Origin of the sequence: Blastopirellula marina (genome assembly GCF_002967765.1) — a bacterium.
Classification (GTDB): Bacteria; Planctomycetota; Planctomycetia; order Pirellulales; family Pirellulaceae; genus Bremerella; species Bremerella marina_A.
In genome coordinates, this window is the sequence record NZ_PUHY01000004.1 from 410604 (window position 1) to 427321 (window position 16718).

Consider the following 16718-nt stretch of genomic DNA (forward strand, 5'->3'; position numbering starts at 1 on the left):
TGGGTTACGAAGTCGATTCTGGCTGCGTCGGAGTGGGTTGTTCCGGCTGCGAGTCCTTCGAGTCTGACTTGGGTGGTTCGGGGACTTGTGGATTCAGGAGTGAATCGTCGATGGTCAGCTCGATCGGCTTGCCAGGATTCACAATCGCATTGGGTCGGGACATCTGAACCCCGTCGATAATCACGCGATCTTCCGCCTTCAAACCATTGAGTACCACGATCATCGATCCAAACTTATTGCCAGGTTCGATGTCGCGTCGCTCGACCTTGTTCTCGTCGTTTACGATCAGCACATAGGTGCCCGCCTGATCGAATCCGGTTGCTCTTTCCGGAATCAGGAGAGCGTCTTTGAGGTCGCCTGTCTTCACCCGAATGCGAACAAACAAGCCCGGTAAGATCTTGCGATCTGGGTTGGCGAACTTACCTCGCACGGCATACGTCCCGGTACTTTGATCCACTGCGAGATCCGCGTAGTTGAACGTTCCGTAGAATGGGAACCCTTCGTCGGTTGCCCGGGCGAGGTACAAGGGAACGACTTCGTCTTTCGACTTTTCGCGTTCCTCAGAGGATTGAAGGTCAATGAATTTCAGAAACGCGCGTTCACTGACTGAGAAGTTGGCGTAGATTTCGTCGTACGAAACAACCGTCGTCAAATGCGATGCTGGGCTCGACGTGACAAGATTGCCTTGTTTGACCATCGTCTTGCCGACGGTACCGGAGATAGGAGAACGAACCTCGGTGTATTCCAGGTTCAGCTTCGCTTCATCGCGTCGGGCTTTGGCGGCTTCGATCTCGGCTTGTGAACCGTCGTATTCCGCTTTCGCCGCCACCAGGTTCGTTTCCGGCGTGGCTTTCTTCTCGAAGAGTGTTTTCTGGCGATCGTATTCGATCTTCGCTTTGTTTTCGGCAACCTCGCGGAGCTTCAAGTCGGCTTCGGCGAGGTCGTATTCGGCTTGGTACTTGGCCTTCTCGATGATGAAGAGAATGTCGCCTGCTTTCACATCGTCGTTGGGCTCGAAGCGGACCTCTTCCAAGATCCCTTGCACCCGGGCCATGATTTCGACTTGCTGAACGGCTTCGGTCGTGCCGGTCTCTTCCGCGTAAATCGAAACATCGCGTACCAGTGGTAACGCAACGTCGACCTCCGGCGGAGGAGGGGCTTTGAATTCGTTGGACGGCGCACATCCGGCGGCCGTCCAACTAGCAAGCAAAGCGAAGCACATCACCAAACAAAACAACGGACGATCCGAGGATCGCAAATCAACGGTGTAGGGCATGGTGTCCTTCAGCAAGTGAAATCGTCGGGGACCGCAAGCTTTAGAATTCGACGCCGTACTTTTGCGTCATCTTGCGGCGAATGTCTGCCGTTGCCCCGTCTAGTTCACTAATCACAACGTTCGCCGAGCGAGCACCTTTGATGTTCTCTTCCGTGCGAACTTGCGATTGCAGCTTGGCCGTTCGTTCCCAGTCTGGCGTGGCACTCCACCCGTTCCAGCTGTATCCACCACTCCAGTCCGTGACACCGATCGGGGTGGAATAAGTCGAGATGTCGTACTGTTCGGGCACTTGTTGCGAACGAACGCGTTTGCGAGCTGCTGCGTCGGTCACGTCGGTGCTACCACCTCGTAAGGTGTCGGAAACATACTTGCCGTAAGCAAGCAGTTCCGGATCGACGTTGGCGATCGGTAAACGATCGATTCGACGAGCATACTTATCGAACCACACGCTGATTTGGCCAAGTGTGGTGCGATGCTTTTTGTCGCTTCGCAGTTCATCCAGCAGCGAAACGACGGACGTGTAATATAGCTTTGAGGCAGCGATCGTCAAGTCTTTCTCCGATTGAGTTTCCGCTTCCTGAGGATCGCCCTTCGTCTTGGCCACCGCCTCTTGCAGCGAAGGTGGCGTTTCGACCAGGCTCAAAATACGTCGCAAGCCACTTGGATAAAGCGTGCCGGTCAACTGGATGGTCTTGCCGTTGATGCTTGGCTTCCAATCACGCACTTCGTCGATCATCATTCCTTGCCGACCGAGAACTTCCAACAGCAGCGGCTTGGCGGCGTCGCCCAGAAGACTAATGTCGCTGGCGAAGTCGACCTTCACGGCACCCACCATGTTTTGGTTGACGGTCACACCCAACGAGATACCGCGGATGCTGGCCAATGCTTCGGCCAACTTATCGAGATCAATGTCTTTGCCTTTGAGCGATTCCATCTCGTTCAAACGAGGACGAATCTGGCCTGCGGAAACGGCATGGGTCAGATCAAGAGCAACAATGATCGGCGAGCCGTTGTCGGCAAATGTTTCTGCTTCCGACAGGTAGGGGCTCAAACCACGCAGCGAATTGTCGTAGTAGCGATTGATCCATTGAGCCGCATCTTGGCGATTGGCTGGCATGCCGTAGCCAATGATGTTCTCCAGAAACTTCACGATGTAGATGTCGCCTGGAATCACGGCGACCGAGCGATTCGCGATCATGTCGGTAGTTCCTTGGTAACGCACGGCAACTTTGGCCATGGAAGGATCGTAAGCCAGCTTCATCAAGCCCACTTGCCAGTCGGCTTGCTTGCTCGCCAAGTCGAGCTTTGCAGCCGCGACAAATTCCAATGCCTGGGGGGGAACCATTTCCAGGCCTGCCTCGAATGACTTTTCCTGCTTGGCTCGCCAATTCTCCGACTTACCGAGCGGGCTGTTTTGCAGCTTGTTGACATCGATAAATACGATCGTATTGGCCCCGTCGGGAATACGTTTGGTCAACTCGCGAAACTGGGCCTGAGAAAGAGAAGTGAGCGTGCTGGAAAAAAGCAGCGCCAAGGAAACCCAAAGAAAAGGGCGAATCATAGTTGTCTGTCCTGCAGTAGGGTCATCGAGGAAAAGATCACATTAAGCGAATCATGACCCACCTAGTTTAACAACTGATAGAGCGCGAAACTACGTATTTTAAGGCAGTTCTTATGAAGGAATATCGAGGTTTTCCCTGACGCTTGTCGAAACGAGCGACGTTGTTAGAGCCAGGTTCGAACTATCTCTTCCACGTGGTCTCCTTCCAGGGTTTCGTGGGCGAGAAGGTCGTCGACAATCGCAGCCAAGGCGGCCCAATGGCGATCGTCATCCAACAGCTCGTAGATCGATCGTGTCGTTCTTTCGAGGTAGGTGACTCGTTTTTGCGGCGCAGGGACAATCGTTTCGGCCGCCTCCCAGGCGGCTTGCCAGTCGCCCGCCCACTCTTCCTGGAAGCCTGGGTGGTACGGTTCGCCTGTGTGGATCATCTCGGCGACGGGACCCGCTAAAGCAACCAGAACCATCTTTTTGCGGATCTCTTTACCCGTGAAAAGATCGAGCGGCCATTCAACTTGGATCTCGGCAAAGCGATCGGGACCATCGTCCTTATCAGGCTCGATGGTCACATGACGCACGCGGGCACCCACAAGAATCGCTAAAAGCGCATGTCCAGCTTCGTGATAGGCGTTGATTTCTTCCATGGTCTGATTCTACGAAAATTCCCTTTACCTATCAGCGGAGGTCGTTGGTAAACCACTTGGTCAGAGGGTCGAAATGCCGTTTGCGATCGATGCAAACTCTGTGCTGGCTTGCTACTTAGGCGTCCCCCATATGGGCAGAACGGATTCATTAGATAAGCGATAGAGTTTGTTGCGAAAAGCGGCATGGCAAGAGTAATCGATACAGCTGGACCTCGAAGAATGCGCTAAGCCGAAATTCGTATTTTGCGTCGTCTATCCGCTGCGCATTCCTCTACGCACGACCTAAATCTATGCAAACCGACACCTGTACGTGGAGAGATAACCAATGTCGTTTGACGACCCAGCACTATTAGCCGAGTTTGTGACGGAATCACGCGAGCATCTTGCCGACGTTGAAGGGCAATTGCTTGAAATCGAGTCCGGCGGAGCGGATATCGATGTCGATTTAGTCAACAAGGTTTTCCGTGCAATCCACTCCATCAAAGGGGCTGCCGGTTTCATGGGGTTGACTCGAATTAACGAGTTGTCTCATGCCTTGGAAAACGTCCTCGGCAAAATGCGAACCAAAGAGCTCGCGCCCAGCTCGACCATCATCGATGTGATGCTCAAGGCCGCCGATGCCCTTTCGGGGCTCATTAACGATGTCGAAAACTCGAATGAGGTCGACGTCGCCCATCATATCGTGCTGCTCAACGAGATCAACGACGGACCAAGCGAAGCTGTCACCATCGAAGCTGATACGACTCCGGAAACGATTAGCAAACCGGAAGACCATATTCCGATTCACGAAGCCACGCCGATCGTGGAAGAGAAGGCACCAGTCGAAGCACCCACGCCAAGCCGAACTCCGCATGTCGAATCAAGCATTCGTGTGCCGGTGGGTGTCTTAGATCGCTTGATGAACCTGGCCGGTGAATTGGTTCTTGGACGTAACCAGTTGTTGCAAACGGTTAGCAATGTCGAGAGCAGTGGCATGCAGGCGGTCGCCGCACGCATGGATCAAGTGACCAGCGAGTTGCAAGAAGCGATCATGCAGACCCGCATGCAGCCGATCGGCAACGTGTTTAACAAGTTTCCACGCGTTGTCCGCGACCTTTCCGCGAAGCTGGGCAAACATTGTCAAGTGGTTATGGAAGGTGGCGAGGTCGAAGTCGACAAGACAATCATTGAGGCCATCGGCGATCCGCTTACCCACATGGTTCGCAACTCGGTCGATCATGGCGTCGAGATGCCAGAGTTGCGAATGAAGAATGGTAAGGAAGCAACCGGCACAATTACGCTGCGTGCTTACCATCAAGCCGGTAAGGTTCGCATCGATATCTGTGACGATGGTGGTGGGATCGATACCAACCGACTCAAGAACAAGGCGGTCAGCAAAGGCATTATCACGGCCGAACGTGCGGCTCAAATGTCGGAACGAGATGCCGTCTGGCTGATATTCCATCCTGGTTTCTCGACTGCCGAGAAGATCAGTGACGTCAGCGGACGTGGTGTCGGCATGGACGTGGTGCGAACCAATATCGAAAAGATTGGTGGTGCCGTCGATATTGAGACAAAGCTCGGCACGGGAACGACCGTTCAAATAACGCTACCGCTGACACTGGCCATCATTCCTTCGATGCTGATTCGCAGCAATATGCGACGTTTCGCGATTCCGCAGGTCAATATCGTGGAACTTGTTCGCGTTCGTGCCAGCGAGACCAACCAACGCATCAGCAAAGTGAAGGGGGCTCACGTTCTTCGACTACGAGGTGCCCTGCTACCACTGGTGGAACTGGACGAAGTCATGAACTTCCATCAAGCAGGGACTGGCCTTGGTTTCGGAGACAAGGCGCGCCAAATCGTTGTCGTCGAAAGTGGACAGTTCCGCTACGGACTTGTTGTCGACGAGATCGACGACTCGGAAGAAATCGTTGTGAAGCCGCTCGGACGCCACCTCAAGTCGTGCACTTGTTTGGCTGGAGCGACAATTCTGGGCGATGGCCACGTGGCACCGATTCTCGATGTGTCGGGAATTGCCGCCAAGAGCGATCTGCGAACCCACGAACAAGAGACGACGAAAGCCGAGTCTGGCGAAGATTCGTATCAAAAGGGAGAACGTCAATCGTTGTTGATGTTCAGCAATTCGCCGCGTGATCTGTTCGCGATTCCGATGAGTCTGATCGCTCGTATCGAACGCATTCGCACCGAGCAAATCGATACGATTGGTGGTCAAGCACTGCTTCAGTACCGCGGAACTTCCTTACCTTTGCTGGATGTTGGCGAATTTATCAAAGCTCAGCCGCGTCCGGAAACACAGCACGTCCATGTTGTGGTCTTCCAGATTCAAGGCCGTGAGATTGGCCTGATTGCTGCCGACTTGAACGATATCCTCGATATCTACGTCGAAATCGATGGCAACACGTTCCGCGAACCAGGCGTTGCCGGATCGATGGTGGTGGAAGAAAAGACCGTCCGCGTGCTCGATCTCTACGAACTGGCCCTGGCCTCTCATCCAAAGTGGTTCGAAGACAAGCCAAAAGCCCACGTGCACGTCGAAGAGGAACCGTACCACATCCTGTTGGTCGAGGACTCGTCCTTCTTCCGTAAGCAAGCCAAAGAGTATCTCGTCTCCGAAGGATTCCACGTTGTGGACGTCGAAGACGGACAAGCTGGTTGGGACTTGCTTACCTCTGGCGAAGAGCACATTGACCTGGTGATCACCGACATCGAAATGCCGCGAATGAACGGCTTCGAGTTGACTCGCAAGATCAAGACCGACCCGCATTTGCAGGTGCTGCCGGTGATTGCATTGACGTCGCTTGCTAGTGACGAAGATCAGCAAACCGGCCGAGAAGCTGGTGTGGATGACTATCAAATCAAAATGAATCGCGAACGTGTCATGGCCGCCACTTGGCGTCTGCTGACACAGAACGCTCGTCCCCGTACAAAACAAACCGTTGTCGCCGAAGGATGTCTATCATGAGTGCTGCTGTTGCAACCCGTGCCACTTCGATCGAATTGCAATTAGCAACGTTTTACGTGGGCGATCTGCTCTTGGCGTTGCCGATTGACTACGTGCAAGAGATCAATCGAAACCTGGACCTGACCGAAGTTCCCCACGCACCACCCCATGTCCGCGGTGTGATCAATCTCCGCGGTGATGTGGCCACGGTGATCGATTTGCGGCGTGTGCTGGGGTTCTCACCTGCGGAGGTAACTCCGCAAAGTCGCAACTTGATAGTTCGCTCCAGCGACGAATCGATCGGCCTGTGGGTTGATCGTATCGCCGATATTATCTCGGTCAGCAGCGACGAAATCGGCCCGGCCCCAGCCAATATCTCGGGAGTCGAAGGACGCTTTTTCAAGGGCATCTATCGAACCGAAACCGAAATCGTGGTCTTGCTAGATACCGGCGAAGTCCTGTCGATCGACTAGACGAAACACCCCTTCGTTTTACGCCCGGCGGCGACAAAGCTCAGGGCGTTTTTTTATGACCTTATGTTAACGCAGTAGCCAAGATTGTAAGCCCCAACAATGTCAATGAGCTTTCTATCCAACATCAAGATGACCGGAAAAGTTGTCATCGCCTGCCTCCTATTTGGACTTGTACCTCTGGTGATTACTGGAGCACTACTCTGGAGCACCACCGGCGAGGCCGTTACTCGTATTGAGGATTCGTTCAGCACCACCGCTCAAACCATTGCAGACAAGATTGATCGAAACCTGTTTGAACGATACGGAGATGTTCAAGCGTTCGGACTGAATCATGTCGTTTTGGAACGCGAGCATTGGTACGAGCCAACCGACAAGAACGAAATCGTCCGAGCGATGGATAAGTATGTCGATACCTACGACATCTACTTCTTAACGATGCTCGTCGATCTCGACGGTAAGGTCGTTGCTGTGAACAGCCGCGACAGCGAAGGGAATCCTATCGGCACGGCCGGTATCTACGAAAAGAACTTTACGAGTTCTCCGTGGTTTCGCGATGCCTTGGCAGGCAACTTCTACGAATCGGAAGATGGCTCCGTTTCTGGCACGGTTGTCGAGCACTTTCATGTCGACGAAAACGTGAAAAACGTCTATGGAAACGACGGGTATGCTCTTGGGTTCTCGGCACCGGTTCGTGATGCCGACGGCAACGTTATTGCCATCTGGAAGAATGTGGCGAAGTTTAGTTTAGTGGAAGAAATATTCGAGTCTACCTATCAAGACCTAAAGGCACGCGATCTCGCTTCGGCGGAAATTACGTTGCTCGACGAGTCTGGCAACGTGCTGATCGATCTCGATCCCACGACCAGCGGTACCGAGGAAGTGGTGCGAGATCCGAGCGTCATTGGCAAGCTGAACTTGGTTGATACCAATGTCGAAGCTGCCGTGCGAGCTACGGCTGGGGAAACTGGAGGGATCTCGAATAGTCTGCACGTTCGCAAGAATATCCGGCAAGTCGCTGGCTTTACGCCGCTACGTGGAGCTCTGGGCTTCCCCGGCATGAAGTGGTCCGTGTTAGTGCGAGTTGCTTCAAGCGAAGCCTTGGCTTCCACCTATCGCCCTCTTTACGCTTGGGGCGCGCTGATGGGAATCGCCTTGGTGGTAATTCCAACGGCGGCCTTTTTCTTTGCACGTAGCTTCATCAAGCCAATCCATAACACGATTGCGATGTTGAAGGACGTTGCCGAAGGGGATGGCGATTTGACCAAGCGTCTCGATCAGTCTCGCAAAGACGAGATTGGCGAACTGGCAAAGTGGTTCAATACGTTCATCGGTCGTCTGCAGGGGATGATGGGTGAAATCATCGGGGACGCCAATCAGCTGACGACGGGATCTGTCACTTTGGTGGCGACCTCCCAGCAAATGTCTAGCGGAGCCGATTCGTCCAAGACCCGCTCGGCGAGTGTTTCCTCAGCCGCGGAAGAGCTTGCGATCAATATGAAGGGGATGGCCGCTTCCTCGACCCAGATTTCGACCAGCATCAACTCGGTGGTTTCGGCCGTGGACGAAATGTCTTCGACCATTGCTGAGATTGCCAAGCACGCCGAAGAGAGTGCTGGAGCCGCCAGTCGGGCAACGAAAATCACGGAAGTGAGCAATGAAAAAATCGCTCACCTCGGAAACGCGGCGAACGAAATTGGACGCGTCATTGAAGTGATTCAAGATATCGCCGAGCAAACGAACTTGCTTGCCCTGAATGCCACGATCGAAGCGGCCCGGGCTGGTGAGGCTGGTAAAGGGTTTGCCGTGGTGGCCACCGAAGTCAAAGAGTTGGCGAAACAAACGGCTACGGCTACCGAAGATATTCGCAAACGGATCGAGCACATCCAAGGCTCGACAACCGATGCCGTGGCGTCGATTTCGGAGATCAGCGGTGTGATCGACTCGGTGAATCAACTATCGCAAACGATCGCTTCGGCCGTCGAAGAACAGAACATCACGACGAAGAGTATTGCCCATGACATCTCTGAGACGGCTACGGCTGCTGAGGTGGTCACGCGAGGCATCGACGAATCAGCCATTGCCAGTGGTGAGATCACCGAGAATATCTGTGAAATCGATCGACTCCTTAGCGAGTCCGTGAAAGACGCTGAGCAGTCGCAACGTTCAGGCGAAGAGTTTGCTCGCTTGTCGGAGGGACTGCAGAAGATCGTTTCGCGTTTCAAGATAAGCGAGGGGAAATCGATTCGAGATGAGCAACTTACGACCAGTGCGTAGGCCCACATTCGAATAAGTAAGGGTCGCTTGAGTCGAAGCATTGTAGACGAGCGACATGGAAGGAATGCGAAGTCATGCGTGTATTAATAGTCGATGATTCGACGTTGTTCCGCAAAGTCGTCCGCGACGCTCTGGCCACGTGTCAGGGTGTCGAGGTCGTCGCAGTAGCGTCGGATGGAAAATCCGCGCTCGAGAAGATCGAGCATTACCGGCCAGACCTGGTAACGCTCGACGTGGAAATGCCTGTTCTGAACGGAATTGAGGTGCTTCGAGAATTACATGCTCGTCCGCACCGCCCTGAGGTGATCATGCTCAGCGGTTTGACCGATCATGGAGCTTTGAATACCACACAAGCCTTACGTCTGGGGGCGTTCGATTTTGTTCTGAAGCCGCACGGTCAAGCCAACATGGAGGAGAGTGCTCAGCAGTTGCGGGCCGATCTCGTGCCGAAAGTACGTGCTCTTCAAGATCGCTTGGCTGCAGCAAATCAGCAGAAGAGCGAGAAACCAAACGAAGTCGATGTTCCATTTACTCCTCCTGTCGGCTCAAAGCCGTTCGATATTTCACAAGTTACCGTTGTTGGAATCGGTGTTTCGACCGGAGGACCGGCGGCATTATCAACGATGTTGCCCAAGCTTCCAGCGAGTCTGTCCGTGCCACTGTTGATTGTGCAGCACATGCCTCCGATGTTTACCAAGTCGCTGGCAAACGACCTGAATCGGGCTTGCAAAATATCGGTTTGTGAGGCCCAGGATGGCCAACCTGTGACGTCTGGTACGGCGTACATCGCACCTGGTGGGAAACAGATGAAGGTCGCAACAGAGAACGGAGCGAAGGTCATACGTATCACGGATGATCCGCCTGAACGAAGTTGCCGTCCTTCTGTCGATTACATGTTCCGTTCGATCGCCCATGAATATGGACGCCAGGCGATGGCTGTGGTCATGACCGGCATGGGAGACGATGGAACCCTCGGTTGCCGCTTGCTGAAGCGTCACGGCTGCATGGTGGTGGCTCAGGATGAAAAGAGTTGTGTTGTGTTTGGGATGCCCAGGCAAGTGATCTCAGCTGGCCTGGCGGATAAAGTCGTCCCGCTCGAGCAACTGCACGAAGTGGTGCAGTGTGCCGGATCGAAAGGAGCAGCAACATGCCGCTAAGTACCGGCGATATCGACGCCGTTTGTGATCTAGTGAACGACCTGTGTGGGATCTGCCTAGACTCCAGCAAGTCGTACTTGATCGAAAGTCGATTGGGGCAGATCGTCGAGAAGCATGGCTGTAAAGACTACTCCGACTTGGTTCGCAAAGTGCGTCTAGGAATAGACAAACAGCTCACCAATCAGTTTGTCGATGCCATTACCACGAATGAAACACTCTTCTTTCGCGACAACTACTTGTTCGAGGCGTTTCGGCATAAAGCCTTGCCCGAACTGATCGATGCTCGCGAGAAGACCGCGTTTCCCACACGTGTTCGTATTTGGTCGGCCGCATGTAGTACCGGGCAGGAACCGTACAGCTTGGCGATGACCATTTCCGAGCTGATCCCCGATGTGCATAAGTGGGACATCCAGATCACGGCCACCGATATTTCGGACGCCGCGATCGCCAAGGCGAGTCGTGGTGTGTATGCGAAGCACGAGATCGAACGAGGCGTCTCAACCGAACGACTCCGTCGCTTCTTCTACCCGGAAGGAGATGGGTGGAAAATCAACGACGAAATTCGCTCGATGGTTTCGTTTGCGAAGATGAACCTGCTGCAGCCGTTTGGCCATGTGGGACGGTTCGATATGGTGTTTTGCCGGAACGTCGCAATCTATTTCACGCGCGAAGTACGCCAAGATTTGTTCCGCCGAATCGCTCAGACGCTGGCTCCTGATGGGTACCTCTTTGTAGGTGCTCAGGAGTTCCTGGCCGATGTCGGCCCGAATTTCACGCCGCATCAGCACTGTCGCGGGACGTTCTATCGACCCAACCTGACAGCGCCGGTTCCGCATGCGTTGGTCCGTTAATTGTTAAGTTCTGCCAAGCTGCTTGCCATCGGCGAGCAGCTTGGAGTACCCTCGTTAAGACCAAGTCGTTATTACCGAGGGACGTTGAATGACCAATCGCAATCACAGCCGCCGCGCGTTTCTGCAGCAAGGATCGCTTGTCTTGACGGGCGCTGCCTGTTTTCCCACCGGCTTCCTGCATGCCGAGGAGAATCCCACCATGCTTCGCGTCGGTATGATGACCGATATGCACTATGCCGACAAAGACCCAGCCGGCACACGCTACTACCGCGAAACGTTGGCCAAGCTGGCCGAAGCCTCCGAGAAGCTTGGTAGTCAAAAGCTCGATTTCCTGGTCGAACTGGGCGATTTCATCGATGCTGCCGATTCGGTCGAGACCGAACGTGGCTATCTGAATACAATTGCCAAGCCGTTCGCCGAAATCTGTAAAGACCGGCATTACGTCCTGGGTAACCACTGCGTCGATACGTTGACCAAGGAAGAATTCCTTGGCGGTGTCGAACAGGAGAGGTCCTTCTACTCGTTCGATCGGGGGGATATGCACTTCGTGGTGCTGGATGCCTGCTTCAAATCCGATGGTACACCGTACGGCCGTAAGAATTTTGTTTGGACCGATGCCAATATTCCAGCGGAGGAACTCGAGTGGCTTAGCGCCGATTTGAAAGAGACGAAGAAGAAAACGATCGTCTTTGCCCATCAGCGTCTAGACAACGAGGGAAACCACGCGGTTAAGAATTCCCCTGAGGTGCGAAAGGTACTGCAGGAAGCTGGCAATGTATGGGCGGTGTTCCAAGGGCACAGCCATGCGAACGACTATCATGAGGTCGAAGGAATTCATTACTGCACAATGCGAGCGATGGTCGAGAAGTCGGGGCCGAGCAACAACGGTTTCTCGCTGCTCGAAATCGATCCGCGCGGTGTGTTGACCGTCAAAGGGTTCCGCGATCAGGCTGACTACCAGTGGAGCTAACCAATCTCTTTCAAGATCTGCCGAGCGAACTACCCGACGAACTATTTCAAACGCTCGTTCAGCAGGGAGACGTGCGGATCGAAAGGATTGTCTCCCGTGGGCACGCTTCGCCGGAAGGCTTCTGGTACGATCAGTCGCAACACGAATTCGTGATCGTACTGTCAGGCTCGGCCCAGCTTCAACTGGAAGGAGAACCGACCGCGCGGTTTCTCGCGCCGGGAGATTTTGTGAACATCCCGGCACATCAGAAGCATCGTGTCGATGCGACAGATGCGGATCAGGTCACCGTATGGTTAGCGGTCTTCTACGGCGGCGAATCATAACCCTGCCACCCGCTGGGTGATCTCCTCGTACAGGGATTCCGGCAGTGGTCCTTTGTTGGCCGAGGCGATGTTTTCCCGCAAATGGGCCTCGTTACAAGTTCCGACAATCGTCGTATCGCAGTGCGGATGGGTCAGCGTATAGCGCAGGATCAACTCGGCCCGAGAGAGATCGTCCGTAAGCAGCTCGTCGAGCTTCGCCCGGTTCCATACATCATTCAAATTCGGACGCTGAATCTCCGCGTCGGGACCACCTTGGGCAATTCCACCACGAATGATAATTCCTGCACCCGTTTCCGCAGCTTGGGTGATCAGGTCGTGATGCTCCGGAGCGAGGCACGAGTAAGGAATTTGAAACGTCTCGAAGACCCCCAGTTCAATCAAACCAGGTAGGTCAGGCAGTTTGCTCGAAATGCCGAGATGCCTGATCAATCCTTCGCTACGAAACTTGACCAACGCATCGATCAGGCCAGCTTGTTGCAACGTTTCGGCATCTCCGCCATGAAACTGGAGCAGGTCGAGGTGGTCGGTCTGCATCCGCTGCAAACTGGTTTCCAGGTTGCGACGAATGACATCGAGGTTCCACTCGTGGGCGATTTCCAGGTGATCGGCATGCTGAACCGGCACGCAGCCGCACTTGGTGGCCAGGTAAAACTCACTACGTCGGTGCGCTAGGGCGCGGCCGATTCGTTTTTCCGCGGCACCGTAGTCAGGGGCCGTGTCGAGAAAGTTGATCCCCTGATCGAGCACCAGATTGAGAAATCGGTCGGCCGCGTCGTCTTCCACGACGCGGACACCCCAAGTGCGAGGTCCGCGTAATCCCATTGTGCCGTAACCTAGTTGGGTAACTTCCAGCGTGGTGTTGCCCAGTCGTCGTTTGATCATTTTGCCTCGGTACTGACTTTGGTGGGTAGCGATTTGGTGAACGTTACGGCCTGGCCGACGAAGCGGCGGAGATCGGCATCGTCCACGAACCCTTCCGGTTCGACCATCACCCAACCACGCATTTCTTTGCCAGTGATATCGAACTTTTTGATGTGTGGCTTGGTAAGCATCTCGGCGTAAGCGTCGGGGCCAATTCGCAAGATCAAGTAATCTTTCCACACGCCGCAACACATGTTGCCGTTAAGCAGATATCCGAATCCACCAAACATCTGTTTGCCAGAGAATCCCTTTCGCCGATGCAGCAGGCGATAGACCCTGGCTGAGGAGACTTCGTTGTAGGTCATCTTCGTGAACTCAACGGGAGATGGGAATTGACAATGGTGACAGCTTACACCGCTGGCGTCCGCTTGGCTCCCACAAAATGGGTGATCAAGTCAGATTATGTTTCGGCGACGGCTTCCGGCATGAAGACACGATTGACGGGCTCCCCTGCCCCGCCCTTGATCACCACCACCACGTGATCGCCACTAAGTAGGATAGTCTTTCCTTGCGGCGGGATGAACTCCTCTTGGCGTGCGATAAGGGCAATGGTGGCTCCTTCTGGTAGTCCCAGATCACGTACCATCTTACCGACCGCGGGCGAATTGTCGGTAATCGTATAGTCGACGATTTCGCCGTCGACATGCTGTAGCGAATTGATCTCTAGCTGCAGCGGTGGGTTAGGTGGCATCGGTAGATTCAAACCTAACTTCCGGGCGACCCATGGTAGCGACCAACCTTGCACCAGGGCTGAAAGCACTACAACGAAGAACACGACGTTGAAGATCTCTTCCGCCCCGCTTAAGCCGTACACCAACGGGAACGTTGCCAACGTAATCGGCACGGCCCCTTTCAGCCCGCCCCAGCTTGCCAGCGACATTTCCTGCCAGCGGAAGCGGAACGGAAGCATCGATACAAACACCGCGATGGGGCGAGCAATCAGAATCAAGACAAACGCGATTCCCAGCGATGGTACGGTAAACGTCAATAACTTCATCGGAAAACAGAACAGCCCCAGCACGATAAACATCATGATTTGGGCCAGCCAGGCTAAGGCATCATGAAACAAGAGCGTACCGTTCTGGAATACGACACGATTGTTACCCAGGACTATTCCCAGGATGTACACCGCCAGGAATCCGCTTCCATCAAAGTACGCGGTCATCCCGAACGTGATTAGGCAAAAACCGGTTGCCAGCAGAGGGTACAGCCCTGCCGTATCGAGCCGAATTCGATTGGTCATCCACACGGCGATGTACCCTGAGACCACACCAAAGAGGATCCCGAATGCCATCTGCTTCACAAACATCAGCAACAAATGCCCCGGCGTCGCAGGATCCGGCAACAGAAGTTCAATGCAGCCGATCGTCATAAAGATGGCCATCGGATCATTCGAACCACTTTCGATCTCTAGCGTCGATGCCAGCTTGGGGGGCAAAGCAAATCCGCCTGTGCGTAAGACCGAGAAAACGGCCGCCGCATCGGTCGATCCGACAATACTTCCTAGAAGTAAACCGTTGAGCAGCGTGGTTTGTAAGATCCAACTGGCAGCCAGACCGGTAAGTATCGACGTGATTAGGACGCCGACCGTTGCCAGCACCAGCGAAGGCTTCCAGGCCGAGGCGATCGAAGCATAGGTCGTCCCCAATCCGCCATGGAAAAGGATGATCGCCAGCGCCAAGGAACCCACCGCGTGGGCCTGGATAGGATCGTCGAATTCAATACCGCCGATTCCCTCGGACCCCGCCAGCATCCCAAGTCCCAAAAAGAGAACCAGCATCGGGATTCCATACCGAGCCGAGATCTTACTGGTGACTACGCCCAATAAAAGTAGGACGCCAGCGACCAGCATCGCGTCGTCAATCCAGAACATGCAGGGTCATCCATGAAGTTAGTTCGTGCGGCGAATGATTTACCCACACAACTTACCGGGTTCCTGCGAAACGCGAAACTGCTACTATTTTGCGGACAGAATTAACGAACGCGATGAGATAGCAGCCAGACTATCCGAATAATATTCGATAAAAATAATCCGGTTGCCACTCGTGGAGATTGATCAGACCTTCCAACTCGATCTTTCGATGCGACTTAATCAGTTCGTAGCTCTCGGGACCAATCAGGTCGGCTAAATCGGGGAGCACTTCGTATAGCAAGGGGATTGCGTCCACTTCGGACGGATCGAAGTCGATTAGGCACTGAGTCTTCTCAGCGGGAGTGAGTTCCTGCAGTAAACGGTCGCGAATGCCTGATAGGTGGACTTTTCCTGCGGGAAACTTTGCTCGCAGCCAGGCGAAGTTCAAAAGATCGACCGGATCAAGGTCGCCGAGGAAGCTGATTGGCAAGGATGCACTTAGACGGCCTAGCATTGAAACATCGTGTGAGGCGGGTAGTCCGTACCTGGACACTAACGAGCAATCGAGCGGCAACGCGGGAAGTAGTTTCCCGCGGAAGGCTGACATCTTGGTCGTATAAAGCAGCTTTGTCGGTTTCACCATCGCTGCGATGACGTGGTAGGGAGCGTCCCGAGGCAAAGACACAAACTCGCCACTCTCGGTTTGCGAGACAATAAACGTTTCGATTTTGGCGATCACGGACTCAGGCATCGCACTGCTTGGAATAGTGACTACTTCCGTTTCTTGCCACGAATCTTGCGGGGTCCGACTCGGCCAATGTACCGCGTGCGGGGCTCGCTAGGTTCGGACGCACCTGGAGGACTTTCATTCGCCATCCCGGCGGACGTACCCATGTTTTCCGCCGGTGCTACGTCCCCGCCTTCGTGGACATGTTCTTGATGAGTTGATGCGAGTAATGGGGCGACGTCGTTGTTGTTAACGAATGGTTCTTGGGATGTTGGTTTTGACGCCGTATCGGCCGTTACCGCGCATGCCCACGCGGACCTGGGCATGGCGCCCGTTCGCTTTTCTGGCTGTGGGGTTGAGGTGTTCTTTTCGCAAAGCTGCTTGAGTTCAGAGCGGTCCTTCTCATGTTTCAGAAGCACCTTAAGCATCGACTGTACCATCCGCGAAGCCTGGAGACGGAGGTTTAGCTGGGCGGAAAGGTCGAGGGCGATTTGCTTGGGGACGTCGAGGGCGGCTTGCCAGTGCTCGGCGGTGATGGTGACGGCGTGCATCGGGAGTTGCTTTCTCGTGAAGACTCGTGGGACTGGTGATGCGATTAGGTGTACCAGACGCGCGCTTCAAACTTGAAGCGACCACGAGCAAGTTTTCCCGATACCTCAGCGGTAAGTGCCGACAGATAGAAGACTTCCGCTGCGAGAAAAAACTTTTCTTAAGTTTACATTCGAAGCTCTGACAGCGAGTTTTGCCG

The 16718-nt window shown here is 54.2% G+C and carries 15 protein-coding genes; 7 read left to right on the forward strand and 8 right to left on the reverse strand.

Annotated features, from left to right (window positions below):
• Positions 1-4 precede the first annotated feature (4 nt).
• From C5Y83_RS03005 to C5Y83_RS03015, 3 genes are all read right to left on the reverse strand, one after another.
• A complete protein-coding gene (locus tag C5Y83_RS03005) occupies positions 5-1276 on the reverse strand; it encodes an efflux RND transporter periplasmic adaptor subunit (RefSeq protein ID WP_105328169.1) in 1272 nt (423 codons plus the stop codon).
• Between the two features lie 40 nt (positions 1277-1316).
• A complete protein-coding gene (locus C5Y83_RS03010) occupies positions 1317-2837 on the reverse strand; it encodes a hypothetical protein (protein ID WP_105328170.1) in 1521 nt (506 codons plus the stop codon).
• 164 nt (positions 2838-3001) lie between these two features.
• The gene (locus tag C5Y83_RS03015) at positions 3002-3478 is read right to left on the reverse strand and encodes a hypothetical protein (protein WP_105328171.1); all 477 of its coding nucleotides are present in this window, start codon (positions 3476-3478) and stop codon (positions 3002-3004) included.
• Between the two features lie 325 nt (positions 3479-3803).
• On the opposite strand from C5Y83_RS03015, the gene C5Y83_RS03020 reads away from it, so the two are divergent.
• The 7 genes from C5Y83_RS03020 to C5Y83_RS03050 all read left to right on the forward strand — a co-directional run bounded on the left by C5Y83_RS03020 (position 3804) and on the right by C5Y83_RS03050 (position 12470).
• Positions 3804-6443, forward strand: a complete 2640-nt coding sequence (locus C5Y83_RS03020; protein ID WP_105328172.1) for a chemotaxis protein CheW — start codon at positions 3804-3806, stop codon at positions 6441-6443.
• The gene (locus C5Y83_RS03025; protein ID WP_158262210.1) at positions 6440-6895 is read left to right on the forward strand and encodes a chemotaxis protein CheW; all 456 of its coding nucleotides are present in this window, start codon (positions 6440-6442) and stop codon (positions 6893-6895) included. Before C5Y83_RS03020 ends, C5Y83_RS03025 begins: the two co-directional genes overlap by 4 nt.
• A 105-nt stretch (positions 6896-7000) precedes the next feature.
• Entirely contained in the window at positions 7001-9169 is a 2169-nt protein-coding gene (locus C5Y83_RS03030) for a methyl-accepting chemotaxis protein (protein ID WP_158262211.1), read from the forward strand.
• A 74-nt stretch (positions 9170-9243) separates the two neighbouring features.
• Entirely contained in the window at positions 9244-10326 is a 1083-nt protein-coding gene (locus C5Y83_RS03035; RefSeq protein ID WP_105328175.1) for a chemotaxis response regulator protein-glutamate methylesterase, read from the forward strand.
• Positions 10317-11177 carry a CheR family methyltransferase gene (locus tag C5Y83_RS03040; protein ID WP_105328176.1) on the forward strand — a complete coding sequence of 287 codons (861 nt, stop codon included), beginning with the start codon at positions 10317-10319 and terminating at the stop codon, positions 11175-11177. Before C5Y83_RS03035 ends, C5Y83_RS03040 begins: the two co-directional genes overlap by 10 nt.
• A gap of 88 nt (positions 11178-11265) precedes the next feature.
• A complete protein-coding gene (locus tag C5Y83_RS03045; protein WP_105328177.1) occupies positions 11266-12147 on the forward strand; it encodes a metallophosphoesterase family protein in 882 nt (293 codons plus the stop codon).
• On the forward strand, positions 12138-12470 hold the full coding sequence (locus tag C5Y83_RS03050) for a cupin domain-containing protein (RefSeq protein WP_105328178.1): 333 nt from the start codon (positions 12138-12140) through the stop codon (positions 12468-12470). The genes C5Y83_RS03045 and C5Y83_RS03050 overlap by 10 nt, the downstream gene beginning before the upstream one ends.
• Here C5Y83_RS03050 and C5Y83_RS03055 read toward each other — a convergent pair.
• The 5 genes from C5Y83_RS03055 to C5Y83_RS03075 all read right to left on the reverse strand — a co-directional run bounded on the left by C5Y83_RS03055 (position 12465) and on the right by C5Y83_RS03075 (position 16521).
• Positions 12465-13352: an aldo/keto reductase gene (locus C5Y83_RS03055; protein WP_105328179.1), complete on the reverse strand. Its 888-nt coding sequence runs from the start codon at positions 13350-13352 to the stop codon at positions 12465-12467. The genes C5Y83_RS03050 and C5Y83_RS03055 overlap by 6 nt on opposite strands.
• Positions 13349-13696, reverse strand: coding sequence for a TfoX/Sxy family protein (locus C5Y83_RS03060; RefSeq protein WP_105328180.1), 348 nt, complete (start codon positions 13694-13696; stop codon positions 13349-13351). The genes C5Y83_RS03055 and C5Y83_RS03060 overlap by 4 nt, the downstream gene beginning before the upstream one ends.
• 95 nt (positions 13697-13791) lie before the next feature.
• Positions 13792-15264: a potassium/proton antiporter gene (locus tag C5Y83_RS03065; RefSeq protein WP_105328181.1), complete on the reverse strand. Its 1473-nt coding sequence runs from the start codon at positions 15262-15264 to the stop codon at positions 13792-13794.
• A gap of 130 nt (positions 15265-15394) precedes the next feature.
• A complete protein-coding gene (locus tag C5Y83_RS03070) occupies positions 15395-15994 on the reverse strand; it encodes a hypothetical protein (RefSeq protein ID WP_105328182.1) in 600 nt (199 codons plus the stop codon).
• 20 nt (positions 15995-16014) lie between these two features.
• Positions 16015-16521, reverse strand: coding sequence for a hypothetical protein (locus tag C5Y83_RS03075; RefSeq protein ID WP_105328183.1), 507 nt, complete (start codon positions 16519-16521; stop codon positions 16015-16017).
• Positions 16522-16718: the final 197 nt, after the last annotated feature.